The sequence below is a fragment of the Actinoplanes sp. M2I2 genome, from assembly GCF_023544445.1.
Lineage (GTDB): Bacteria > Actinomycetota > Actinomycetes > Mycobacteriales > Micromonosporaceae > Actinoplanes.
Genome location: NZ_JALPVJ010000007.1, coordinates 373,544 through 396,054 on the forward strand (window position 1 = coordinate 373,544; position 22,511 = coordinate 396,054).

The window sequence follows — 22,511 nt, forward strand, 5'->3', positions numbered from 1 at the left end:
GCGGTGCGAGACTGTGCCCATGGCGTCGGGCAACGGCTGGTATCTCATCGGGCCGCTGATCGCCGTCGGCCTGGTCGGCTTTCTCGGCGCCGTCTTCTGGCGGATGGGCCTGCAGTGGACGACCGTGCGCGAGCCCGACGTCGCCGGCCTCTCCATCTTCGGCGAGCCGGAATACGCCGAGTACGAGGATTACGGCCTGCTCTGCCCGGCCGCCGTCACGGCCGACGCCGAGGTCGCCGACGACATCCGCCGGCGGCTGGGCGACGCCGGGATCAGAGCCACCCGGACGTACGACCGGGAAGGGCGCACCGTCGTGCTGGTCTTCGCCGAGCAGCTCGAGGAAGCCCGCCGGCTGGCTCTGTAGGGCGGGTCCCGGAAGACGGCGTGTCTCAGAAGTCGAACGTCGGCTCGGGCACATCGGCCCGCTCGACCTCGACCCCCAGCTTGGCCAGGTCGGAGACGAAGTCGGGATAGCCCCGGTCGATGTGGTGCACCTCGCCGACCTCGGTGACGCCCTCGGCGCACAGCCCCGCGATGACGAGTCCCGCGCCGGCCCGGATGTCGGTCGCCCGCACCGGCGCCCCGGAGAGCCTGTCCCGCCCGTTCACGACCGCGTGGTGGCCGTCGGTGCGGATGTCGGCGCCCAAGCGCACCATCTCGTTCACGAACATGAACCGGCCGTCGAAGATGTTCTCGGTGACCAGCGACGATCCCTCGGCGACCGAGGCCAGGCCGAGGGCCATCGGCAGCAGGTCGGTCGCGAAGCCCGGGAACGGCAGGGTCACGATGTCGACGGCCTTCGGCCGGTCGGTCATGCGTACCCGGAACTGGTTGTCCCCGGGATCGACGGTGGCGCCCGCGGTGACCAGCTTGTCGAGCGCGAGGTCGAGGAACTCGGGCCGCACCCCCTGGACGGTGACGTCGCCCCGGGTCATCGCCGAGGCGAACGCCCAGGTGCCGCCGACGATCCGGTCGCCGATGGTCCGGTGCCGCACCGGCTGCAGCTCGTCGACGCCCTCGATGGTGAGCGTCGAGGTGCCGGCGCCGTCGATCTTGGCGCCCATGGCCATGAGCATCTCGCAGATGTCGACGATCTCGGGCTCACGGGCCGCGTTGTCGATCTCGGTGACGCCCCGGGCCAGCACGGCCGCCATCAGCAGGTTCTCCGTGGCGCCGACGCTCGGGAAGTCCAGCCAGATCTTGCTGCCGCGCAGGCCGCCGGGCGCCGACGCGATGACGAAGCCGTGCTCGCCCGAGATCTCCGCGCCCATCCGGGCCAGACCGGAGACGTGCATGTCGAGACCGCGCGAGCCGATCATGTCGCCGCCGGGCAGGGCGACCCGGACGTACCCCGTCCGGGCCAGCAGGGGGCCGAGCACGCAGATCGACGCCCGCAGCCGCCGCACCAGGTCGTAGTCGGCCTCGCTGCCCGGGTCGGCCGGCACGTCGATCGTCGCCTGGCCACCGGTCAGGGTGACCTCGCAGCCCAGCCGCCGCAGCACCTCGGCCATGATCGCGATGTCGGTGATGCGCGGAACGTTCTCGACGACGCTGCGGCCCGGCGCGAGCAGCGCGACCGCCATCAGCTTGAGCGCCGAGTTCTTCGCACCGCCCACGGTGACCTCGCCGGTCAGCGGGACGCCGCCCTTCACCCTGATCACATCCACGCGGGCCATGGTATTGGCCGCCACCCGGGCCCACGTCCGTCGGGGTCGGTCTGACGTCACCGGGCGGCCCGACCCGCCGGGACCGGCCGGACCGGGCGATTAGGCTCAGCGGATGGCCGTTCACCTCACCCGCATCTACACCCGAGCCGGCGACGCCGGGCAGACCCGCCTCGGCAACAACGAGGTCGCCGACAAGACCGATCCGCGGATCGTGGCGTACGCCGACGCCGACGAGTGCAATGCCGCGCTGGGGGTGGCGCTGGCCCTCGGCGACCTGCCCACCGACCTCCGGCAGGTGCTCACCGCCATCCAGAACGACCTCTTCGACGTCGGGGCGGATCTCTGCAACCCCGAGACCGAGAACCCGCCGTACCCGCCCCTGCGGATCACCGAGGAGTACGTGACCCGCCTCGAGGGCTGGTGCGACCGGTTCAACGAGCAGCTGCCGGCCCTGGACAGCTTCGTCCTGCCTGGGGGCACCCCCGGGGCCGCGCTGCTCCACGTGGCCCGCACGGTGGCCCGGCGGGCCGAGCGGTCGACCTGGGCGCTGCTGCGGTCGGACCCCGAGCGGACCAGCGATCTGCCCGCGAAGTACCTGAACCGCCTGTCGGACCTGCTGTTCATCCTCTCCCGCGTGGCCAACCCGGGCGGCGACGTGAAATGGGTGCCGGGCGGCGGCGCGGCCTGATGCTGCACCACGTCGAGCTCTGGGTGCCCGACCTCGAGGGGGCGGCCGGGCCCTGGGGCTGGCTGCTGGGCGAGCTCGGCTGGAAGCTCCATCAGGACTGGCCGGGCGGCCGCTCGTGGATCAGCGGCGGGGTCTACCTGGTGCTCGAACAGTCCCCCGCACTCTCCGGCGACGTGCACGACCGGCTCGCGCCCGGCCTCAACCACCTCGCCTTCGACGCCGGCAGCCGCGCCGAGGTCGACCGGCTGACCGCCGAGTCGGCGTCGCACGGCTGGGCGCTGCTCTTCCCCGACGCCCATCCCCGGGCCGGCGGCCCCGACTCGTACGCCGCCTATCTGGAGGACGCCTGGGGCTTCGAGGTCGAGCTCCAGTCCGGCCCGCCCGACTGAGCCACCCCGGTCCACCCGGCCGAGCCAGTCCCGGTCCACCCGGCCGACCTAGTCCCGGCCCGCCCTGCTGAGCCAGTCCCGGTCCACCCGGCCGACCCAGTCCCGGCCCACCCGGCCGACCCAGTCCCGGCCCACCCGGCCGACCCAGTCCCGGCCCACCCGGCCGACCCAGTCCCGGCCCACCCGGCCGAGCCGGCCTGCTGAGCCGGTCCGCTGAGTCAGACCAGCAGGGAGCCGTCGATCACCGTGACCGCCCGGCCGGTCAGGTGGGTGCGGTCGCCGCGCAGGGAGACCCGCACGAAGCCGCCGCGGGCCGACGCCTGATAGCCGACCAGGTCGGTGCGACCGCCCAGCCGGGCCGACCAGAACGGCGCCAGCGCGGTGTGGGCGCTGCCGGTGACCGGGTCCTCGCCCACCCCAGCCGCGGCCCCGAAGAAGCGCGAGACGAAGTCGTAGCCGCCGGCCGGATCGTCGGCGCGGGCGGTGACGATGACGCCCCGCTGCTCATATCCGGCCAGCGTGGCGAGGTCGGGGGTCAGCTCGCGCACGGCCGCCTCGTCGAGCAGTTCGAGGAGCAGATCGTCGGTGTTCGGGCCGGTGTGGTGGACCGAGACGGGCGACGCGCCCAGCACGTCGGCCAGCGCCGGGTCGGCGGCGACGGGCGTCAGCGGCGCGGTCGGGAAGTCGAGCGTGAACCAGTCGTCGTCCCCGGCCGTGGCGGTGAGCACGCCGCTGCGGGTGGCGAACCGTACCGTGCCCTTGGTGGCGCCGTCGTTGTGCAGGACCTGGGCGGTGGCCAGGGTGGCGTGGCCGCAGAGGGCCACCTCGACCGCCGGGGTGAACCAGCGCAGCGCGTAGTCGGCTTCGTCCCCGGCCGGGAGGGGGTGGACGAAGGCGGTCTCGGAGAGATTGACCTCGGCGGCGACCCGGCTCATCCACTGCTCGTCGGGGAACTGCGGCTGGTCGAGCACGACCACCCCGGCGGGATTGCCCGCGAACGGCCGGTCGGTGAAGGCGTCGACGATTCGAATACGCATGACTCGACGCTAGGAGACCTCGGCCCGGGTCGCGAGAGCCAATCGGGGCGACGCGGCCGTCACTGCTCGATCGGGTCGGGGCGGATGGCCGGGCGGGGCGCGACGCTGCCCGGCTGACCCGGCGGCGCGGCCTCGAGCCAGGAGAGGAAGCCGGTCACAGTCGTCGAGGCCATCGCGATCTCGAGCTCGTCGAGGGTGGTGGCCAGGCGCAGGATCACCCAGTGACCGGGCATCGTGAGCCGCTCGGGGCCCTCGGGGTCGCGACGGCCCTCGACCACGGTCGACGCGCGGTCGAGCGTGCGCTTGGGCCGGAAGGCGAAGCTGAACAGCCTGTGGATCCGCAGCTCGCCACCGGCGAACTGGCCGATCGCGGTGGACCAGCCACGACCGGGGACGAGCGTGCTGACGCGGATCTGCAGCCGGATGGTGCCGCCGCCGAACTTGAGCAGCCGGCGGCGGATGAAGACCAGGAACAGAAGCGCGAGCAGCGCGACGACGCAGATTCCGAAGATTTCCAGAACCCGCATCGTCGGCGTCAGTGGGACTCGGGGGTGGCGGGCGTGGCGCTCTCGGCCAGGACGGTCACGCCGTCGGCGTCGATCGAGAGGAACCCACCGGACACGTCATAGGTGAGCTGCTCGCCACCGGCGAGCTTGACCCGCACCTGCGACGGCTCCTTGAGCAGGCCCAGAAGCGGCGAGTGACCCGGCAGCACACCGATCTCACCCTCGGTGGTGCGTGCGACGAGCATCTCGGCCTCGCCGGACCAGACACGCTCCTCGACGGCGACGACCTTGACGGGCAGCTGGTTGGCCACGCTGTCTCCCTGTTCAGGCTGCTTCAACTATTGGGTGAAGTCTAGACGGCACCCCGGGCCGCGATGGCTGGGGGTGGTCACCACCACAGGCGTCAGCCGTTGGTGTTGATGTATTCGGGATTGCGGAAGATGAAGCTGCGCACCTGGTCCTGGCGGACGGAGGCGAAGAAATCCTTCGCGCTGGGCGCCAGCTCCTCGCCGCGGTAGTCGCCGTTCACGATGATCGAGCTGCCGGGCAGTTTGATCAGCGTCATGTCGTCGGAGCGCAGGTTCTTCAACGCGAACGCCCAGTCGACCACGCCGTGCCCGTTGCCGTCGAAGATCAGCGCCTTGCCGGCCGCCTTGAGCACCTTGTCGAGCTTGGCCGGGTTGGTGATCACGTTCTTGCTGAGCGCCTGGCTGGCCATCGCCTTGATGAACTGCTGCTGGTGACGCTGACGGTCGTAGTCGCCGCGGGGCAACCCGTAGCGCTGACGCACGTAGTCGAGGGCCTGCCACGCCTTGAGGTGGTAGGTGCCCTTCTTGTACTCGGCTTGGGGACCGTAATAGGGATGGGCGCACGAGTTGTCGGCACAGCGGGACAGGCGCGGGCGGGGCTTGCCGTTGGGCTGCAGATGCTCCGACTTGACGTTCTGGTCGATCGTCATGGTGACGCCGCCCATGGCCTCGACGATCGCCTTGAAGCCGTTGAAGTTGATGATCGCGCCGGCGTCGAATTTCTGGATGCCGGTGAGCTTGCCGACGGTCTTGGCCAGCAGGTCGAAACCCTGGACCACGTCGTGCTTGCCGTTGCCGACCGAGCTGCCGTACCCCATCGCGGCGTTGATCTTGGAGCGACCACCCCGGAAGCCGGTCTTCTCGAACGGCGGGATGTCGACCACGAGGTCGCGCGGGATCGAGTACAGGTAGGCCTGGCTCAGATCCTCGGGGATGTGGGCCACGATGATCGAGTCGGACAGCGGGGTCTGCTCGTCGGTGCGCGGGTCGATGCCGACCAGCAGGATGTTGAGCGGCCCCTTGATCTCGGAGACCCGCTGCGGGGTGCCGGCGACGGCCGGGTCCCCGAAGAGATTCTGGGTCTCGACGGCGCCGGCATAGCGCGAGACCAGCACCTGCTGGGCCACGAGGGCGCCACCGGCGACCACCATCAGCACACATCCGAAGACGGCGCAGAGCCGGGCCCACAGGGGCGTGCGTTTCGAAGACATCGCCACGTGCTCCCCTTCACCCGACTGATGGTCAAGAGTAACCAGATGAGGTGTACTCCCGGCGCTACAACTACCGCAAAACGGACAAAGTTACGTCACGAAACAGCGAAGCCGCGCCAACCTTTACGGTCGGCGCGGCTCCGGCAATGCTGAGACAGCTGAACGGGCTGGATCAGCCCTTCATCAGCTCGTGCGCGTTCTTCTCGAGGTCCTCGAGGCCACCGCACATGAAGAAGGCCTGCTCGGGGAAGTTGTCGTACTCGCCCTCGCTGATCTTCTTGAACGCCTCGATGGTCTCCTTGAGCGGGACCGTCGAGCCGGCGACGCCGGTGAACTGCTCGGCGGCGTACGTGTTCTGCGAGAGGAAGCGCTCGATGCGGCGAGCCCGCTGCACCGTGACCTTGTCCTCTTCGCTGAGCTCGTCCATACCGAGGATGGCGATGATGTCCTGCAGGTCCTTGTACTTCTGCAGGATCCGCTGCACCTCACGGGCGACCGTGTAGTGCTCGGTGCCGACGAACTCGGGCGCCAGGATCCGCGAGCTGGAGGCCAGCGGGTCGACGGCGGGGTAGATGCCCTTGTCGGAGATCGACCGCTCGAGGTTGGTCGTCGCGTCCAGGTGGGCGAACGTGGTGGCCGGCGCCGGGTCGGTGTAGTCGTCGGCGGGCACGTAGATCGCCTGCAGCGAGGTGATCGCCTTGCCCTTGACCGAGGTGATCCGCTCCTGGAGCTCGCCCATCTCGTCGGCCAGCGTGGGCTGGTAGCCCACGGCCGACGGCATGCGGCCGAGCAGGGTGGAGACCTCGGAACCGGCCTGGGTGAACCGGAAGATGTTGTCGATGAAGAGCAGCACCTCCTGGTTCTGGACGTCGCGGAAGTACTCCGCCATGGTCAGGGCGCTCAGCGCGACCCGCAGGCGGGTGCCCGGCGGCTCGTCCATCTGGCCGAAGACGAGGGCGGTCTTGTCGAGAACGCCACCCTCCTCCATCTCCAGGATGAGGTCGTTGCCCTCACGGGTGCGCTCACCGACGCCGGCGAACACCGACGTACCACCGAAGTTGCGGGCGACCCGGATGATCATCTCCTGGATGAGCACCGTCTTGCCCACGCCCGCGCCACCGAACAGGCCGATCTTGCCACCACGCACGTACGGCGCGAGCAGGTCGAGCACCTTGATGCCGGTCTCCAGCATCTCGGTCTTGGGCTCGAGGTCGGCGAACGCCGGGGGCTTGCGGTGGATCGACCAGCGCTCCTGGATGTCCAGGGTCGACGGGTCGGCGTTGAGCACCTCGCCGAGGGCGTTGAACACGTGGCCCTTGGTCACGTCACCGACGGGCACCGAGATCGGCGCGCCGGTGTCGGAGACCTCGGCGCCACGGATCAGGCCGTCGGTCGGCTGCATCGAGATCGCGCGGACGATGTTGTCACCCAGGTGCTGGGCGACCTCCAGCGTCAGCGTCTTGGTGCCCTCGGACAGGGTCACCGAGACGTGCAGCGCGTTGTAGATGTCGGGCATGGCGTCCCGGGGGAACTCGGCGTCGACGACCGGGCCGATGACCCGGACGACACGGCCGACACCGGTCTCCGTCTTGGTGGGCTCAGCTACAGCAGTCATCACATATCACTTCCTGCCGAGGACAGCGCCTCGACGCCGCCGACGATCTCACTGATTTCCTGGGTGATCGCGGCCTGCCGCGCGGAGTTCATTTCGCGCGTGTACCGCTTGAGCAGGTCGTCCGCGTTGTCCGACGCGCTCTTCATCGCCCGCCGGCGCGATGCCGACTCGCTCGCCGCCGAGGACAGCAACGCCGCGTAGATCCGCGTGTTGAGGTATTTCGGCAGCAGCGCGTCCAGCAGCTCGTCGGCGTCCGGCTCGAACTCGTAGGCCGGACGCAGCCCGGGCTCGACCTCGCGCTCCTCGACCTGCATGGGAGCCAGGAAGTGCGCCTCCGCGCTCTGCGTCATCAGCGACTGGAACTGCGTGCTGACGATGTGCAGCTCGTCGACGCCCCGGATGCCGTCCGGACCGTAGGTCTCGTCGGTGTCGTCGGCGCCGGCGACGAACGCCTCCAGCAACGCGTCACCGATCGTCTTGGCGTCGGAGAACGACGGCCGCTCGGAGAAGCCGGTCCAGCTGGCCTCGATCGGCCGGTTACGGAACCGGTAGTAGCCGACGCCCTTACGGCCGACGACGTAGAGCACCGTCTCCTTGCCGTCCGCCTTGAGGCGCGAGATCAGCTGCTCGGCGGTGCGGATCGCGTTGGCGTTGTAGGCGCCGGCGAGGCCGCGGTCGCTGGTGATGAGCAGGATGCCCGCCCGCCGGACCCGCTCACGCGGGACCAGCAGGGGGTTGTCGATCGTCGCGTTGGACGCCAGGGCGGTCAGGACCTGGGTGATCGCCTCGGCGTAGGGCTTGGACGCGGTGACCCGCTCCTGAGCCTTGGCGATGCGGCTGGTGGCCACCAGCTCCTGCGCCTTGGCGATCTTCTTGGTCGACTTGACGGTGCGGATGCGCCGCCGGAGAGCCTGTACCTGACCGGCCATGGCTACTGGCCTTCGGCCGGACGGGGAACCTCGCGGGTCACCGTCTCACGCGTCTGGCGGCCGTCCTCGAGCGGCTCGGCCGGGTCCTCGTTGACCGAGGACCCCGTCTCGCCCCGCTTGAAGAGCTCCTTGAACTCGGTCACGCCGCTCTTGAGGTTCTCGACGTCGTCGTCCGAGAGCAGGCCGGTCGAGTCGATCGCCGTGTAGGTGTCGCTGCGGTGCCGCTTGATCCAGCCCAGGAAGTCCTGCTCGAACCGGCGCACGTCGCCGACCGGGATGTCGTCGAGCTGGCCGGTGGTGCCGGCCCAGATCACGATGACCTCGTCGACCACCGAGTACGGCGAGTACTGCGGCTGCTTGAGCAGCTCGACCAGGCGTACGCCCTTGTCGAGCTGGGCCCGCGACGCGCGGTCCAGGTCGGAGGCGAAGGCCGAGAAGGCCTCCAGCTCACGGAACTGGGCCAGGTCGAGGCGGAGCCGGCCGGAGACCGAGCGCATGGCCTTGACCTGCGCCGATCCGCCGACCCGGGACACCGAGGTACCGACGTTGATCGCCGGGCGGACACCCGAGGCGAACAGGTCGGATTCCAGGAAGATCTGGCCGTCGGTGATCGAGATGACGTTCGTCGGGATGTAGGCCGAGATGTCGTTGGCCTTGGTCTCGATGATCGGCAGACCGGTCATCGAGCCGGCGCCCAGCTCGTCGGAGAGCTTGGCGCAGCGCTCGAGCAGCCGGGAGTGCAGGTAGAAGACGTCACCCGGGTAGGCCTCGCGGCCCGGCGGGCGGCGCAGCAGCAGCGAGACCGCGCGGTAGGCCTCGGCCTGCTTGGTCAGGTCGTCGAAGACGATGAGCACGTGCTTGCCGTTGTACATCCAGTGCTGTCCGATGGACGAGCCGGTGTACGGGGCGATGTACTTGAAGCCGGCCGGGTCGGACGCCGGGGCCGCGACGATCGTCGTGTAAGCCAGCGCGCCGTTCTGCTCCAGGGTGCCCCGGATGCTGGCGATGGTGGTCGCCTTCTGACCGATGGCGACGTAGATGCAGCGGACCTGCTTGGTCGGGTCGCCCGACTCCCAGTTGGCCCGCTGGTTGATGATCGTGTCGATCGCGACCGTGGTCTTGCCGGTCTTGCGGTCGCCGATGATCAGCTGGCGCTGGCCGCGGCCGATCGGCGTCATGGCGTCGATCGCCTTGATGCCGGTCTGCAGCGGCTGCTTCACCGGCTGGCGGTTCATCACGTTGGGGGCCTGGAGCTCGAGCTCGCGGAAGCCCTCGTTGACGAGCTCGCCGCGGTCGTCGATCGGTCGGCCCAGCGGGTCGACCACGCGACCGAGGAAGGCGTCGCCGACCGGGACCGAGAGGACGCGGCCGGTGCGCTTGACCTGCTGGCCCTCTTCGATGCCGGTGAAGTCACCCAGAACCACGACGCCGATCTCGCGGACGTCGAGGTTCAGGGCCACACCCAGCGTGCCGTCCTCGAACTCGAGCAGTTCGTTCGCCATCGTCGAGGGCAGACCCTCGACGTGCGCAATACCGTCGCCCGCATCGGAGACGATGCCGACCTCCTCGCGGGAGACCTCGGGCGTGTAGGACGAGACGTAGCGCTCTAGCGCCCCCCGGATCTCGTCCGAGGAGATGGTCAGCTCGGCCATCCTCTGCCTTCTCTGTCTAGCTCGGGACGTTCCCGCCACCGAGGGGGCTGCTCAGTCCGCGTTGCCGCTGACCGAGGGAAAACTACTTCGCGAAAGCCTGCTTGGCGGCGTTGAGCCGGCGCAGGATCGTGCCGTCGTAGAGGTCGGAGCCGACCTGGACGCTGACGCCGCCGATGATCGCGGGATCGACGTCGACCTTCAGCGAGACCTGCCGGCCGTACATGGTGGCCAGCTTGCCGGCGAGGGCCTGCTCCTCCGCCTCGGTGAGCGGCTTGGCCACCGTCACGTACGCCACCTCGCGGTCGCGTTTCGCGGCGGTCCACTCCACCAGCCGGGTCAGCGAGGTCTCGAAGCCGCGGCCGCCGAGGCCCGCGATCGCAACCTCGATGAGCCGCGCGGTGGCGAGCTGGACCTTGCCTTTCAGCAGGTCGGTCACCAGCTTAACGCGGCGGTCGATCGGCGCACCTGGATCACTGAGCGTGACTGCCAGCTGCGAGTTGCCGGAGACGATCTGCCCGAAGCGGAACAGCTCGTCCTCGACCTCGGCCAGCTTGTCGTCGCGCTGCGCCGAGTCGAGCAGGGCGTCGACGCCGAGCCGCTCCACGGCGTCCAGCAGCTCGCCCGGCCGGGAGAACCGGCCCGACACGAGCGAGGCCAGCGCGTCCGCGGTGATCTGGCTGACCTTGCCGGAGAGCAGCGACCGGAGCAGCTCGCCCCGGTCGGCGCCGCTGCGCGACGGGTCGGTCAGGGCCCGGCGCAGCCGCGGCTGCGTACGGAGCAGCGCGGCCACCGACAGGATCTCGTCGGCGACCGTGGCGACCTGCGCGGCCGTGGCCGTGCGGGTCGCCCCGGTCAGCTTCTCCGCCGCGGTGGCGTAGGACTGCTGGCTGACGCTCGACGCCATCAGCGCCGCCCGCCCGCCGAGCCGGTCGCACCGAGCTCGTTGATGAAGCGGTCCACCGTGCCCCGGCTGCGGGCCTCGTCGGCGAGTGCCTCACCGACGATCCGACCGGCCAGGTCGACCGCCAGCGTGCCGATCTCGGAGCGGAGCTCCCGCACGATGCTCTCGCGCTGGGTGGTGAGCTGCTCCTGGCCGGCGCCGATGATGCGGTCCGACTCCTCGCGGGCCTTGGCCAGGATGTCCTGACGGATGCCCTCGGCGTCGGCCCGGGCCTCGTCGCGGATGCGCGCGGCCTCGGTACGAGCCTCGGCCAGCTGGGCCTTGTACTGCTCGAGGAGCTGGTTGGCCTCGGCCTGGGCGGTCTCGGCGCGCTTGATGCCGCCCTCGATCGCGTCGACCCGGGCCGCGAACGTCTTCTCCATCATCGGGAAGACGAACTTCATCAGCACGGCGCACAGGATGACGAAGGCGATGGTGCCGACGACGATCTCCTGCCACAGCGGGATGATCGGGTTGTGCTCCGTGGCGCCCTCTTCGGCGGCAATGGTCAGAACTTCGGTGATCATGGACACCTCCTAACGAGGCTGCACGTCAGGCGGGGGAACTGGCCCAGATGAAGCCGAAGGCGATGCCCAGCAGGGCGAGCGCCTCGATGACGGCGAAGCCGATCCAGACGTACGGCAGGGTCAGGCGGGAAGACTCCGGCTGACGAGCAGTCGACTGGATGTAGGCCGAGAAGACCAGACCAACACCAATGCCGGGGCCGATGGCGGCGAGGCCGTAACCGATGGCAGCGGTGCTACCGACAACTTCGGCGAGAAGCATTTCAGGATCCTCCTGGTATCTCGCGTGACGTTCACGCGGGACGACAAACGGGGTGATGCGGGGTGGTGCGGGATACAGCTCAGTGCTCGTCGGCGAGCGCGCCCTGGACGTAGCTGGCGGTGAGCACCGTGAAGACGTAGGCCTGGAGGCAGATGACCAGGAACTCCAGGAAGGTCAGCGCGATGGTCATCACCCAGGAGACGAGCGAGAACGGCGCGAACCAGATGTTGGCGTTCAGCATCGCGAAGCCGCCCAGCGTGAACACCAGCAACAGCATGTGGCCGGCGAACATGTTCGCGAAGAGACGGACGGCGAGCGAGAACGGCCGCACGAGGAAGGTCGAGAAGAACTCGATCGGGATCAGCAGCGGCAGGATGAACCACGGCGCCGGCGGGATGAGCGCGTGCTTGAAGTACTTGAGGCCGCCGTGGTGCTTCATGCCGATGTAGATGAACATGACGTAGCTGATGACCGCGAGGATGGCCGGGAACGCGATGTGCGAGTTCGGCGAGATCTGCGCGAGCGGCACGATGGCCCAGAAGTTCATCACCAGGATGAAGACGAACAGCGTGGTGAGGTAGGGCGCGAAGTTGACGCCGCGCTTGCCGAGCATGTCGACCGCGATGTTGTTGCGCACGAAGCCGTAGATGCTCTCGGCGAGCCACTGCTTCTTGGTCGGCACCAGCTGCGGCTTCCGGTACGAGACCAGGAAGAAGATGATGATCGCCGCCACCGAGACCCACAGCAGAGCCGTGATCTTGGTGAACCAGTAGCTGTCGTGCGCGTTCCACGGCACGATGCTGGGCAGATAGAAGTCCTCGACGCTCGGGGGGAATGGAACTTCCGAGGCGAGGACCAACGACTGTCCGATCACCGTAGCCCTTTCCTGTCAGGCGCCGAGACGGCGCACAATGAGGTAGACACCGCCGCCGACACCGACCACCGCGCCGATTCCGGCGAAGATGCCTCTGGTGCCGACCCAGTGATCAACCAGCCAACCGATCGCTCCCCACACCAACATGCCCGAAATGAGGTAAGCGACCGCCGTCATTCCCATGCCCGTGTCGGGGGGAGTCTCGTCGTCGTTACCGCTGGGTTTCCTGGGAGGTTCTTGACCGGTCATGACGGCCCGAACGATATCAGCAGGAAAGGCGAGGCTAAGCGGGACCCCCCGCACAACCGCAGCTGTCCAGGCGTCAGGGGTCTCGCAACTGGAAGGACACGGTACTCCCCCTTCGCCATAACCCAACAAGCCATAACCGTTCACGTCACCGTTTCGTGGTCAACAAACCACGATTAGTGCGCTGACGAGGCGAAACGGTCACTACTCGATCAGTTCGGGCGACTCACTTTGTGGAACCACCACGCCTGGACCGCCGTCCAGACCACGACGCCCGCGACGATTCCCCAGCCGAGCGCGTCCTTACCGGCCCATTCGGACGAGACCCCGAATGCCAGCACCACGCCCAGCGCGCTGTACTTCAGCACGTAGGTGAACAAGGCCAGCGGCATCAACAGGGCCGGCCGCACAGTATCGGCCCAGGCAATGACGAGCGTCGACATCGTGAAGCTGACCGTCACGATCAGTACGCCGGACGCGGCGCCGAGAGCCGCAGGCGCTCCCCCGCTCAGGAAACCGGCCGACGCGGCGCACAGCAGCAACGCGAACGACACGGCGCTGAGGAACGGCAGGTGCGCCACCCGCCAGCGCGGGTCGGCCGGCAGCGGCGGCAGATCGGGCAGCGGACGGTTGTCCTCGTCGTCCTTGGCGGCCTGCTCCCGCTGGAACGCCAGCGCCCGCTGCCGCTCCTGCTCGAATTCGTCGGTCTCGGTCGTCACGCTGAGCCTCCCGGCTTGCCCACTGCGGCCCGGCCACCGCTCTGCCCGGCCGGGCGCGGTCGCTCAGGCCATCACTTCCGCCCGCCCGTACGCCGGGAACCGGCGCACCAGGCCGGCCACCTCGTCCGCGGCGTCGGCCAGGCGGGACGCCCCGGCCGCCGTGTCGGGATCGCTGCGCACGGCGGCGCCGATGAGCCCGGCGATCTGGCGCATCTCGCCCTCACGCATGCCCTGGGTGGTCACGCTGGGCGAGCCGACCCGGATGCCCGAGGCCACCGCGGGTCGCTGAGGATCGTACGGGATGGCGTTCTTGTTGAGCGTGATGCGGGCCAGGTCGCACCGCGCCTCGGCATCGCGGCCGGTCACCCCGAGGTCGCGCAGGTCGGTCAGGGCCAGGTGGGTGTCGGTGCCGCCGGACACCGGGCGCATGCCCTCGGCGGCCAGACCCGCGGTCAGGGCCTGGGCGTTCTTGACGACCTGCCGCGCGTACGCCTGGAAACCCGGCAGCGAGGCCTCGCGCAGGGCCACCGCCTTGGCCGCCACCACGTGCATCATCGGGCCGCCCTGGCTGAACGGGAAGACCGCCTTGTCGATCCGCTGGGCCAGCTCGGCCCGGCACAGGATCATGCCGCCGCGGGGACCGCGCAGCACCTTGTGGGTGGTGCAGGTGACGACGTCGGCGTGCGGCACCGGCGACGGGATGGCCCGGCCGGCCACCAGCCCGATGAAGTGCGCCGCGTCGACCACCAGATAGGCGCCCACCTCGTCGGCGATCTCGCGGAACCGGGCGAAGTCGATCAGGCGGGAGTAGGCGGTGGCCCCGCACACGATCATCTTGGGCCGGTGGGCCAGCGCGAGGTCGCGGACCTCGTCGTAGTCGATCCGTTCGGTGTCGGCGGTGACCCGGTAGCCGATCGGGTGGAACCACTTGCCGCTGAAGTTGACCCGGCTGCCGTGGGTCAGATGGCCGCCGTGGGACAGCTCCATCGCCAGCACCGGGTCGCCCGGCTCGGCCAGGGCCGCGTACGCGGCGAGGTTGGCGGCCGTGCCCGAGTGCGGCTGGACGTTGGCGTGGTCGGCGCCGAACAGGTCCTTGGCCCGCTCGACGGCCAGCCGCTCGGCCCGGTCGGCCTCGGCGCAGCCGCCGTAGTAGCGCTCGCCCGGATAGCCCTCGGCGTACTTGTTGGCCAGGGTCGAGCCGAGAGCGGCCAGCACGGCCGATGAGGTGAAGTTCTCGCTGGCGATCAGCTGCAGCCCGCCGCGCTGGCGTTCCACCTCGGCCAGCAGGACGTGGGCGATCTCCGGATCGGCACGCTCGAGCGCGGTGAAATCCGGCCCCCAGAAGGTGTCCACGTGCCCTCCCCGAGTAGGCAACGTCGCCGGTTTCGAGCATATGGCTTACAGGGTGCTCTCCGGGGGCACAGTCTGCGTTTATGCGCTGCTTGGTGACCGGTGCGACCGGATATATCGGCGGGCGGCTCGCACCCCGCCTGCTCGAGGCCGGCCACGAGGTGCGCTGCCTGACCCGGGGCGCGGGCCGGCTGCGCGACGTGCCCTGGGCCGGGCAGGTCGAGGTGGCCGAGGGCGATCTGAACAAGGCCGAGACCCTCGCCGCCGCGCTGGAGGGCGTCGACGTGGCGTACTTCCTGGTCCACTCGCTGGGCCGGAAGGACTTCGAGACGCTGGACCGGCAGGCGGCGGAGAACTTCGCGACGGCGGCCAAGGCGGCCGGGGTGTCCCGCGTCGTCTATCTCGGCGGCCCCGAGCCGCCGCCCGAGGACCACCCCTCCCCGCACCTGCGCTCGCGGGCCGAGGTCGCCCGGATCCTGCTGGCCAGTGGCGTCCCGACCACGGTGCTGCGGGCGCCGGTGATCATCGGGTCCGGATCGGCGTCGTTCGAGATGCTGCGCTACCTGACCGAGCGCCTGCCGGTCATGGTCACCCCGCGCTGGGTCCGCAACAAGATCCAGCCCATCGCCGTACGGGACGTCCTGCGCTACCTGATCGCCGCGGCCACCATGCCGCCCGAGGTCAACCGGGGTTTCGACATCGGCGGCCAGGACGTGCTCACCTACGGCCAGATGATGCAGGGCTACGCCCACGTCGCCGGGCTGCGGCGACGGGTGATCGTGCCGTTGCGCCCGCTCAGCCCCTGGCTCTCGGCCCACTGGGTCGGGGTGGTCACGCCGGTGCCCAACGCGATCGCCCGCCCCCTGGTGGCCAGCCTGATCCACGAGGCGGTGGCCCACGAGAACGACATCGCCGAGTACGCGCCGGGTGAGCCGCTCGGCTTCGAGCAGGCCGTCCGGGTCGCGCTGGGCAAGGTCCGCGACGCCAACGTGGAGACCCGCTGGTCGAACGCGGCCGGCCGGGACGCGGCGGCCGAGCCGCTGCCGTCGGACCCGGACTGGTCCGGCGGCAGCATCTACGTCGACGAGCGCAGCCGCGAGGTCAAGGCGCCGGTCGAGGCCCTGTGGCGGGTCATCGAGGGCGTCGGCGGTGAGAACGGCTGGTACTCGTTCCCGCTGGCCTGGTCGGTCCGCGGCTGGCTGGACCGGCTGGTCGGCGGGGTCGGGCTGCGCCGGGGGCGGCGCGACCGCCACCGCCTGCTGGTCGGCGAGGCGCTGGACTGGTGGCGGGTGGAGGAGATCGAGCCGGGCAAGCTGCTGCGGCTGCGGGCCGAGATGCGGGTGCCGGGCCGGGCCTGGCTGGAGATGACCGCCGCGCCCGACGGCCACGGCGGCAGCGTCTATCGTCAGCGGGCCGTCTTCCTGCCCCGCGGACTGGCCGGTCACGCCTACTGGGCGGCTGTCGTGCCCTTCCACGGCTTCATCTTCACCGGCATGGTCCGCAACATCGCGCGGGGCGCCGAGACTATGTCGCCCTGGCGGCCGCGCGGGTGAGGCGATCCCGGACGGCCAGCCAGTCCTCGCCCGGGGGCGGCTCCTGCACCAGGATCGTCGTCACCCCGGCGTCGTCCAGGCGGTGCAGGGCGGCGTAGAGGTCGGCCGCGTACTCGCGCGGGTCGCCGGACAGGACCTCGGCGCCCTCGACCTCCACCGTCTCGTAGGTCAGCACGCCCACGGACCCGTGCCGCTCGACGTCACGGACGTCGTCGACCAGCATCAGGGTGGCCCGCGGCGCGTAATGCCGGCGACTCAGCCCGGGCGACGACCGGACCGACCCGTCCGACGGCCCTTCGCCGGGCAGAGTGATCGGGCCGGCCACGTCGCGGAGCGCGCGCAGCGGGAGGGCGCCCGGGCGCAGCAGCCGGACCCCGGAGCCGGTCAGGTCGACCACGGTCGACTCGATGCCCCACGACGCCGGGCCGCCGTCGAGCACCAGCGGCACGTCGGGCAGGCTGCGCAGCACGTGCTCGGCGGTGGTCGGCGAGATGCTCTCGGAGCGGTTGGCGCTGGGCGCGGCGAGCGCGAGCCCGGACGCCTCGAGCAGCCGCAGGGCCACCTCGTGGGCCGGGATGCGGATGGCGATGGTGTCGTTGCTCGCGCCGACCCCGTCGAGGTGACGGGCCCGCGGGAGCACGAGCGTCAGCGGTCCCGGCCAGAACCGGGCGGCCAGCTCGTTGGCCTCGTCGGGCCACGACTCGGTCAGCTCGCGGGCGGCCTCGACGTTGGCCACGTGCACGATCAGCGGATTCCAGGACGGCCGGTTCTTCAGCCGGTAGATCTCGCCGACGGCCTTCTCGGAGAAGGCGTTCGCGCCCAGGCCGTAGACGGTCTCGGTGGGGAAGGCGACCACCGAGTCGGCCCGCAGCACCTCGACGGCCCGCCGGAGCCCGTCGGCGTCCGGCCGCACCAGCCTCACGGGAGCAGCAGCACGGCGAACGGGACCGTGGTGTCCTCGATCTCGTCGCCGATGCGCTGGAACGTCTGGTCGCCGCGGCCCCAGGGGTCGTCGAGGTCGTCGCCGGGGCGGGGGCCGTCGCCGTCGCGCAGCCGGTGCACGGCCTCGACGATCGCCAGCCCGCGGGCGCGTACCGCCTCGGGCTTGGGCTCGGCCACCGGCAGCCGGGCCGCGTCGACCCCGGCCAGCAGCCGCCCGAACTCGCCGGTGACGAACGTGCGGTCGGCCGCGTCGGGGCGCAGCGCGACCACGTAGTCGTACTGGTCGGCGGTCGCCGTGAGGATCAGGTCGGCCTCGTCGATGAAGTCACCGCGCAGCTTGCGGGCCTGGAAGCCCTCGTCCGAGCCGCCCCGGGAGAGCACCTGCCGGGCCGCGGGCGGGTTCATCTCCTCGCCCTCGTGCCAGCCGCCGGTGCCCGCGCTGACGCTGCGCACCAACTGGTCGGCCTGCTCGCCGGCCCGGTCGCGGGCGGCGCGGGCCAGCAGCCGCTCGGCCATCGGGGACCGGCAGATGTTGCCCATGCAGACGTGCAGGACGGTGAAGGGCGTCACGTCAGGCCTCCGCCGCCAGCATCTCCGGCACGACGTCGCGCAGCTTCTCCAGCGAGATCGCCCCGGCCCGCAGCAGCTGCGGCACCTCACCGCTGACGTCGACGATCGAGCTCGGCGCCGGGTCGTGCGCCTCGCCGGCCTCGAGGTAGACGCGGACCGAGTACTCGAGCTGGTCGCGGGCCGCCTCGGCGGTCGCCGGGGACGGCTGCCCGACCTTGTTGGCCGTCGTGACCGCCATCGGGCCGACCGCGCGGAGCACCTCGAGGGCCACCGGGTGCAGCGGCATGCGGACGGCCACCCGGCCGCCCGTGTCGCCCAGATCCCACTGCAGGCTGGGCGAGTGCTCGACGTAGAGGGTCAGCGCGCCGGGCCAGAACGCGTCGGCCAGTTCCCGCGCCGCCTTGGGCAGCGAGTAGACCAGGCCGTCGAGCGTGTGCCGGGAGCCGACCAGCACGGGCGGCGGAACCTGGTTGGTCACGCTGCGCGCATGGTGCAGCGAGGTGATCGCGTGCGGGGTGAACGCGTCCGCGCCGACCCCGTAGACCGTGTCGGTCGGCAGCACGACCAGTTCACCGCTCTTGACAGCCTCGACGGCGGCGGCGATGCCGCGATCCCGGTCCGCGGTGGTACGGCAGTCGTAGAGCATCACACCGTGCAGTGTGCCATGCGACGCGCCGCATCGATCAGGTGCGCCGGGCGGTCGCGTACCGGGGGCGCCCGGTCAGGTCGTCATGGGCGGTCACCTCGGCGAACCGGCCGTCGGCGCGCAGCAGCGCCGGAACCGCCTCGCCATGCACGTCGTCGTGCTCGAGGCCGACCACCCCGCCCGGCTTGAGCAGGGCCGCGGCCAGCGCGATGACCGGCCGGATGACGGTGAGCCCGTCGCCGCCGCCGAAGACCGCCGCGGCCGGGTCGTGCTCGGCGACCTCGGGCGGCACCGGGGTGCCGTCGGGCACGTACGGCGGGTTGCACAGCAACACGTCCACCTGGCCGCGCGAGCCGGCAAGCAGGTGCGGATCGGTGACGTCCCCCTCGACGACCTCGACCGCCGGGAACCGGGCGGCGTTGCGGCGCAGATAGGCCAGCGCGGCCGGGGACTGCTCGACCGCGACGACCCGGCCCGGCTCGGCCTCGTCGGCCACGGCGAGCGCGATCGCGCCGGAGCCGCTGCACAGGTCGACCACGGTGGCGCCGGGCGCGGTGTGCCCGATCCCCCAGCCGGCCAGGAGTTCCGTCTCGGGTCGTGGGACGAAGACGCCCGCCCCGACCTCGAGTTCGAGGTGCCGGAAGGCGGCCGTGCCCAGCAGGTGCTGCAGCGGGATGCGCCGGGCCCGCTCGGCCACCAGCCCGGTGAACCGGCTCAGCTCCTCGGGGCGCAACGAGTCCACGAGCAACAACCGCCCACGTGAGATGCCCAGGATGTGCGCGGCCAGCAGCTCGGCATCGACGCGGGGTGATGTCACGCCGGCCGCCGCGAGATCGGCCACCGCCGCCGCGAGCGCTCGGCTCAGCGACGTCCGCTCCCAAGATCGGGAGGTGTTTTCCAAGTCGGGCACGGCATAATCATCGGACGTCACGTGCGACGTCGACCGGCCGGGTCGGCGCTCGACGCGCGGCACGGGTGGGAGGCGCCTGGTGAGTTGGCTGGACCGACTCGCGGAGAACGTCGACGAGCTGCGCCGGGCCGGACGGCTCCAGCAGAACGGCCGCTCGGCGGAAGCGTTGCCGATCCTCGACGGCGTGCTGGCCGTCGCGACCGATCCCATCACTCGGGCGTACGCGCTGGTCCAACGGTTCGGGGTACTCATCAACCTGGGCCGGGTGGCCGATTTCGCAGCCGCCATGACGACCGCCGACAACGCGGTCCGAGAGATTCCCGACCCCTATCTGCGCGGCCAGATGCACGCGTTCGCGGCGCTCGGCGCCCACCTCGAGCGCAACCTGGACCGTGGCGTGACCCACCTGGTGCAGGCGTCGAGGGCGCTGGCCGCGGTGCGGGAGAACGACTCCGAGACCGCCTGGGGCTGGCACGACCTGGCCATGGCCTATTCCTATCTGGGCTTTCACGGCCACGCGCTGACCGCGATCGAGCAGGCCCGGCAGGTCGGCACCGCGGTCGGCCTGGCTCCCGAGATCTTCGCTGCGCCGGGCATCCGGCTGCGCAACGCGGTCTCGCTCGACCACCAGGGCGACACCGACGGCTGTCTGCGAGTGCTGCGCGACATCGACGCCGAACTGGTCCGCTACGTGACGATCGGCGCCGCCCAGCTCCGCCCGGGCAGCCGCGCGGCCTACGGATACTCGCTGGCCCGCCGGGCCGCCCTGGGCGAGGAGACCGGCGCCGACGCGGCCGAGTGGCTCACCCGTGGCGGCGACAGCATCCGCACCCGCGACCTGCGCCACCTGGGCACGGTCTGCCTCACCCTGGCCAACGGCAGGCCCCAGGTCGCTCTGTCCATGCTCGACTCGGTGCCGGTCTCGGCCGAGATCCTGGGCGCGGCCGAGCCCGCCCGGTTGCGCAGCATCTGCCACGCGGCCGCGGGCGACCACGCAGCCGCGCACGCGGCCGACCGCTACGCTTTCCGGCTCGCCGCCCAGCGCATCGACCGGTTGCGCGACGGCTATCTCGACGGCGTCGCGGCCCGGCTCGACGCGCAGGAGACCCAGCGCGACGCCGGCCGCTACGGCGACGAGACGCTCACCGACCCGCTGACCGGGCTGCCCAACCGCCGCCAGCTGGAACGCTACGTCGCCACGATGCTGGCCCGCGGCGAGCGCGCGGCCATCGGGGTCTGCGACCTGGTCGGCTTCACCGAGGTCAACGCCCGGCACGGCCGGCACTGCGGCGACCTGGTGCTGCAGCGGATAGCCGGGGTGCTGAGCCGGGTGATGCGCCGCGGCGACTTCGTGGCCCGGTTCGCCGGCGACGAGTTCGTGGTGGTGCTGCCGGGCGCGGGCACGACTCAGGCGGCCGAGGTGTCCCGGCGCATCGCCGCGGCCGCGAACGCCGAGAACTGGCAGATCCTGGTGCCCGGCACGCCGATCAGCCTGGCTGCGGGCTGGTCCGAAGTGGGCGCCAACGGGCGTACGCTGAGTGCCGCGCTCGCCGCGGCTGCGGCGAGCCGGCTGCCCGGCCGTCCCCTCACCGAGATGACCTGACCTGGCCATGAGCACCATAGAGCTCGGCGAGATACCCACGGCCGACGGCGACCCGCCGGCGCCCACCGGCCCGGTCCGGCTCGACCGCCGCCTCGTCCGCCAGGTGGCCGTGGTGCTGGCCGCGATCCTGTGCGCGGTGGCTCTCACCGGCTCCGAGGTGCCGCGGGACCGGGGCGTCCATCCGCTGTGGAGCGTCCGGATAGCGGACGCCCAGGGCACGGCGCTGACCGGCGACGCCGTCTTCGTGTACCGCATCGCCGACGGCTCGACCTCGTTCACCGCCCACGACCTGGCCACCGGCGCGGTCCGCTGGCGGCACACCATCGACGGCGCGATCGGCTACGTGCAACCGGCCGAGACCGCCGGGATGCTGCTGATCCCGACCCAGGCGCGGCTGGTCAAGCTGCCCTCGCCCAACGACGGCTCGGCCTACCAGGCCGAGATCCACGGCGAGACGGTCGCGCTCTCGGCGGCGACCGGGGCCGAGCTGTGGCGGACGACCGGTGAGCCGTACCTGGTCAGCGGCGACACCGCGCTGCTGACCGAGTACGACGCGCGGGCCAAGCCGGCGCGGATGCGGCTGATCCGACTGAGCGACCGCGGCACGATCTGGAGTCGCGACACCTCGGGCGTCGACCACCAGTCGGTGCTGCCGAGCGGCGAACAGCCGGAGAAGATCGTGACGGCCGACGACACCGGCCAGATCAAGATCTACGCGTATGCCTCCGGCGCGCTGGTCAGCGAGGGCCGCATTCCCTGGGTCTATCCGCGTCCCGAGGAGGGCTACTTCAACGACCTCAGCGGCACCGGCGACGTCCTGGTGGTCAACCGGTCGCAGGCCGAGACGTTCGACCTGAGCGTCTACCGCATCGACACGATGACCAAGTTGTGGCAGGCCTCCGACACCGACGGCGGCGCGTCCGGCTGCGGCGTCGCGCTCTGCATCAACGACGGCAGCGGCGTCGCGGCGTACGACCCGGTCACCGGCGCACGACTCTGGCGGGCCGAGGGCCTGGCCAACGCCTGGCAGCTCACCCGGGACAGGGTGGTGGTCAGCGAGGGCGTCGACGGCGGGCTCATGCAGCTGGTCGACGCGGCCACCGGCCGGGTGGTCGGCGAACCGGTCGAGGGCACCCTGGCCTGGAGCGAGACGGAACAGCGCTCGGCCATCGTGCTGCGCTCCACGCGGTCACCGCAGGACCGCACCGCGGTGACCCGGTGGGATCTGACGACCGGCCGGCAGTGGCTGCTCGGCACGGTCGCCGCGGTCGGCGGGCCGCCCTGCTCGGTGAAACCCGGCTATCTGGCCTGCATCCACGGCGACGACTACGAGATCAACGCGCTCCCCTGATCGGACGCTCCCCTGATCA

Annotated in this window: 26 protein-coding genes; 6 read left to right on the forward strand and 20 right to left on the reverse strand. The window is 71.0% G+C overall.

Annotation, left to right across the window (positions count from 1 at the left end; genetic code table 11):
* The first annotated feature begins 19 nt into the window (after positions 1-19).
* On the forward strand, positions 20-364 hold the full coding sequence (locus tag HJC40_RS16190) for a hypothetical protein (protein WP_250001904.1): 345 nt from the start codon (positions 20-22) through the stop codon (positions 362-364).
* A 25-nt stretch (positions 365-389) separates the two neighbouring features.
* Here the strand turns inward: HJC40_RS16190 and murA are convergent, their stop codons facing one another.
* The gene (gene murA / locus HJC40_RS16195; protein WP_250002077.1) at positions 390-1,676 is read right to left on the reverse strand and encodes a UDP-N-acetylglucosamine 1-carboxyvinyltransferase; all 1,287 of its coding nucleotides are present in this window, start codon (positions 1,674-1,676) and stop codon (positions 390-392) included.
* 103 nt (positions 1,677-1,779) lie between these two features.
* Here murA and HJC40_RS16200 point away from each other — a divergent pair, with 103 nt between their 5' ends.
* Together HJC40_RS16200 and HJC40_RS16205 are read left to right on the forward strand one after the other, a co-directional pair.
* The gene (locus tag HJC40_RS16200) at positions 1,780-2,355 is read left to right on the forward strand and encodes a cob(I)yrinic acid a,c-diamide adenosyltransferase (RefSeq protein ID WP_250001905.1); all 576 of its coding nucleotides are present in this window, start codon (positions 1,780-1,782) and stop codon (positions 2,353-2,355) included.
* Complete coding sequence (locus HJC40_RS16205) at positions 2,355-2,744, forward strand: VOC family protein (protein WP_250001906.1); 390 nt, start codon at positions 2,355-2,357, stop codon at positions 2,742-2,744. The genes HJC40_RS16200 and HJC40_RS16205 overlap by 1 nt, the downstream gene beginning before the upstream one ends.
* Positions 2,745-2,792: 48 nt before the next feature.
* Here HJC40_RS16205 and HJC40_RS45280 read toward each other — a convergent pair whose 3' ends face one another.
* The 15 genes from HJC40_RS45280 to glyA all read right to left on the reverse strand — a co-directional run bounded on the left by HJC40_RS45280 (position 2,793) and on the right by glyA (position 14,920).
* Entirely contained in the window at positions 2,793-2,927 is a 135-nt protein-coding gene (locus HJC40_RS45280) for a hypothetical protein (RefSeq protein ID WP_284043201.1), read from the reverse strand.
* A 35-nt stretch (positions 2,928-2,962) separates the two neighbouring features.
* Positions 2,963-3,781: a PhzF family phenazine biosynthesis protein gene (locus HJC40_RS16210; RefSeq protein ID WP_250001907.1), complete on the reverse strand. Its 819-nt coding sequence runs from the start codon at positions 3,779-3,781 to the stop codon at positions 2,963-2,965.
* Positions 3,782-3,840: 59 nt separating this feature from the next.
* Positions 3,841-4,308, reverse strand: a complete 468-nt coding sequence (locus tag HJC40_RS16215) for a DUF2550 domain-containing protein (protein WP_250001908.1) — start codon at positions 4,306-4,308, stop codon at positions 3,841-3,843.
* An 8-nt stretch (positions 4,309-4,316) separates the two neighbouring features.
* A complete protein-coding gene (locus HJC40_RS16220) occupies positions 4,317-4,598 on the reverse strand; it encodes a F0F1 ATP synthase subunit epsilon (protein ID WP_203381246.1) in 282 nt (93 codons plus the stop codon).
* 92 nt (positions 4,599-4,690) lie between these two features.
* Positions 4,691-5,806, reverse strand: coding sequence for an LCP family protein (locus tag HJC40_RS16225; protein WP_250001909.1), 1,116 nt, complete (start codon positions 5,804-5,806; stop codon positions 4,691-4,693).
* A gap of 172 nt (positions 5,807-5,978) precedes the next feature.
* The gene (atpD, locus tag HJC40_RS16230) at positions 5,979-7,421 is read right to left on the reverse strand and encodes a F0F1 ATP synthase subunit beta (protein WP_250001910.1); all 1,443 of its coding nucleotides are present in this window, start codon (positions 7,419-7,421) and stop codon (positions 5,979-5,981) included.
* Positions 7,421-8,350 (reverse strand): F0F1 ATP synthase subunit gamma, encoded by a 930-nt coding sequence (locus HJC40_RS16235; RefSeq protein WP_250001911.1) that lies wholly within the window; start codon positions 8,348-8,350, stop codon positions 7,421-7,423. The genes atpD and HJC40_RS16235 overlap by 1 nt, the downstream gene beginning before the upstream one ends.
* 2 nt (positions 8,351-8,352) lie before the next feature.
* Complete coding sequence (atpA, locus tag HJC40_RS16240) at positions 8,353-10,002, reverse strand: F0F1 ATP synthase subunit alpha (RefSeq protein WP_250001912.1); 1,650 nt, start codon at positions 10,000-10,002, stop codon at positions 8,353-8,355.
* Positions 10,003-10,084: 82 nt separating this feature from the next.
* Positions 10,085-10,906: a F0F1 ATP synthase subunit delta gene (locus HJC40_RS16245; RefSeq protein WP_250001913.1), complete on the reverse strand. Its 822-nt coding sequence runs from the start codon at positions 10,904-10,906 to the stop codon at positions 10,085-10,087.
* Positions 10,906-11,469, reverse strand: a complete 564-nt coding sequence (locus HJC40_RS16250; protein ID WP_250001914.1) for a F0F1 ATP synthase subunit B — start codon at positions 11,467-11,469, stop codon at positions 10,906-10,908. Before HJC40_RS16250 ends, HJC40_RS16245 begins: the two co-directional genes overlap by 1 nt.
* Positions 11,470-11,494: 25 nt before the next feature.
* Positions 11,495-11,728 carry an ATP synthase F0 subunit C gene (locus HJC40_RS16255; protein ID WP_250001915.1) on the reverse strand — a complete coding sequence of 78 codons (234 nt, stop codon included), beginning with the start codon at positions 11,726-11,728 and terminating at the stop codon, positions 11,495-11,497.
* 79 nt (positions 11,729-11,807) lie between these two features.
* The gene (atpB, locus tag HJC40_RS16260; protein WP_250001916.1) at positions 11,808-12,602 is read right to left on the reverse strand and encodes a F0F1 ATP synthase subunit A; all 795 of its coding nucleotides are present in this window, start codon (positions 12,600-12,602) and stop codon (positions 11,808-11,810) included.
* A gap of 15 nt (positions 12,603-12,617) precedes the next feature.
* Positions 12,618-12,851 carry an AtpZ/AtpI family protein gene (locus tag HJC40_RS16265; protein ID WP_250001917.1) on the reverse strand — a complete coding sequence of 78 codons (234 nt, stop codon included), beginning with the start codon at positions 12,849-12,851 and terminating at the stop codon, positions 12,618-12,620.
* 209 nt (positions 12,852-13,060) lie between these two features.
* Positions 13,061-13,567: a hypothetical protein gene (locus HJC40_RS16270; protein ID WP_374271930.1), complete on the reverse strand. Its 507-nt coding sequence runs from the start codon at positions 13,565-13,567 to the stop codon at positions 13,061-13,063.
* Positions 13,568-13,630: 63 nt separating this feature from the next.
* On the reverse strand, positions 13,631-14,920 hold the full coding sequence (gene glyA, locus HJC40_RS16275; protein ID WP_250001918.1) for a serine hydroxymethyltransferase: 1,290 nt from the start codon (positions 14,918-14,920) through the stop codon (positions 13,631-13,633).
* A gap of 80 nt (positions 14,921-15,000) precedes the next feature.
* On the opposite strand from glyA, the gene HJC40_RS16280 reads away from it, so the two are divergent.
* A complete protein-coding gene (locus HJC40_RS16280; protein WP_250001919.1) occupies positions 15,001-16,470 on the forward strand; it encodes an SDR family oxidoreductase in 1,470 nt (489 codons plus the stop codon).
* Here the strand turns inward: HJC40_RS16280 and HJC40_RS16285 are convergent.
* The 4 genes from HJC40_RS16285 to prmC are packed head-to-tail and all read right to left on the reverse strand — an operon-like array spanning position 16,442 to position 19,538.
* Positions 16,442-17,392, reverse strand: a complete 951-nt coding sequence (locus tag HJC40_RS16285) for an L-threonylcarbamoyladenylate synthase (protein WP_250001920.1) — start codon at positions 17,390-17,392, stop codon at positions 16,442-16,444. The genes HJC40_RS16280 and HJC40_RS16285 overlap by 29 nt on opposite strands.
* Positions 17,389-17,982: a phosphotyrosine protein phosphatase gene (locus HJC40_RS16290; RefSeq protein WP_308200906.1), complete on the reverse strand. Its 594-nt coding sequence runs from the start codon at positions 17,980-17,982 to the stop codon at positions 17,389-17,391. Before HJC40_RS16290 ends, HJC40_RS16285 begins: the two co-directional genes overlap by 4 nt.
* A 1-nt stretch (position 17,983) precedes the next feature.
* Positions 17,984-18,628, reverse strand: coding sequence for an L-threonylcarbamoyladenylate synthase (locus HJC40_RS16295; protein WP_250002080.1), 645 nt, complete (start codon positions 18,626-18,628; stop codon positions 17,984-17,986).
* 37 nt (positions 18,629-18,665) lie between these two features.
* Complete coding sequence (gene prmC / locus HJC40_RS16300) at positions 18,666-19,538, reverse strand: peptide chain release factor N(5)-glutamine methyltransferase (protein ID WP_250001921.1); 873 nt, start codon at positions 19,536-19,538, stop codon at positions 18,666-18,668.
* A 79-nt stretch (positions 19,539-19,617) separates the two neighbouring features.
* Between prmC and HJC40_RS16305 the strand changes: the two genes are divergently transcribed.
* A complete protein-coding gene (locus HJC40_RS16305) occupies positions 19,618-21,141 on the forward strand; it encodes a GGDEF domain-containing protein (RefSeq protein WP_250001922.1) in 1,524 nt (507 codons plus the stop codon).
* 7 nt (positions 21,142-21,148) lie between these two features.
* Entirely contained in the window at positions 21,149-22,492 is a 1,344-nt protein-coding gene (locus HJC40_RS16310; RefSeq protein ID WP_250001923.1) for a PQQ-binding-like beta-propeller repeat protein, read from the forward strand.
* The last annotated feature ends 19 nt before the right edge of the window (positions 22,493-22,511 follow it).

What these genes read in the sequence shown, in the direction of transcription:
- atpD (WP_250001910.1), bottom strand. Translation starts at nt 7,421, where the DNA reads ATGACTGCTGTAGCTGAGCCCACCAAGACGGAGACCGGTGTCGGCCGT.
- HJC40_RS16210 (WP_250001907.1), bottom strand. Translation starts at nt 3,781, where the DNA reads ATGCGTATTCGAATCGTCGACGCCTTCACCGACCGGCCGTTCGCGGGC.
- HJC40_RS16250 (WP_250001914.1), bottom strand. Translation starts at nt 11,469, where the DNA reads ATGATCACCGAAGTTCTGACCATTGCCGCCGAAGAGGGCGCCACGGAG.
- atpA (WP_250001912.1), bottom strand. Translation starts at nt 10,002, where the DNA reads ATGGCCGAGCTGACCATCTCCTCGGACGAGATCCGGGGGGCGCTAGAG.
- HJC40_RS16235 (WP_250001911.1), bottom strand. Translation starts at nt 8,350, where the DNA reads ATGGCCGGTCAGGTACAGGCTCTCCGGCGGCGCATCCGCACCGTCAAG.
- HJC40_RS16265 (WP_250001917.1), bottom strand. Translation starts at nt 12,851, where the DNA reads ATGACCGGTCAAGAACCTCCCAGGAAACCCAGCGGTAACGACGACGAG.
- HJC40_RS16205 (WP_250001906.1), top strand. Translation starts at nt 2,355, where the DNA reads ATGCTGCACCACGTCGAGCTCTGGGTGCCCGACCTCGAGGGGGCGGCC.
- HJC40_RS16200 (WP_250001905.1), top strand. Translation starts at nt 1,780, where the DNA reads ATGGCCGTTCACCTCACCCGCATCTACACCCGAGCCGGCGACGCCGGG.
- HJC40_RS16245 (WP_250001913.1), bottom strand. Translation starts at nt 10,906, where the DNA reads ATGGCGTCGAGCGTCAGCCAGCAGTCCTACGCCACCGCGGCGGAGAAG.
- HJC40_RS16190 (WP_250001904.1), top strand. Translation starts at nt 20, where the DNA reads ATGGCGTCGGGCAACGGCTGGTATCTCATCGGGCCGCTGATCGCCGTC.
- HJC40_RS16295 (WP_250002080.1), bottom strand. Translation starts at nt 18,628, where the DNA reads ATGCTCTACGACTGCCGTACCACCGCGGACCGGGATCGCGGCATCGCC.
- HJC40_RS16225 (WP_250001909.1), bottom strand. Translation starts at nt 5,806, where the DNA reads ATGTCTTCGAAACGCACGCCCCTGTGGGCCCGGCTCTGCGCCGTCTTC.
- HJC40_RS16280 (WP_250001919.1), top strand. Translation starts at nt 15,001, where the DNA reads ATGCGCTGCTTGGTGACCGGTGCGACCGGATATATCGGCGGGCGGCTC.
- HJC40_RS16310 (WP_250001923.1), top strand. Translation starts at nt 21,149, where the DNA reads ATGAGCACCATAGAGCTCGGCGAGATACCCACGGCCGACGGCGACCCG.
- HJC40_RS16215 (WP_250001908.1), bottom strand. Translation starts at nt 4,308, where the DNA reads ATGCGGGTTCTGGAAATCTTCGGAATCTGCGTCGTCGCGCTGCTCGCG.
- murA (WP_250002077.1), bottom strand. Translation starts at nt 1,676, where the DNA reads ATGGCCCGCGTGGATGTGATCAGGGTGAAGGGCGGCGTCCCGCTGACC.
- HJC40_RS16255 (WP_250001915.1), bottom strand. Translation starts at nt 11,728, where the DNA reads ATGCTTCTCGCCGAAGTTGTCGGTAGCACCGCTGCCATCGGTTACGGC.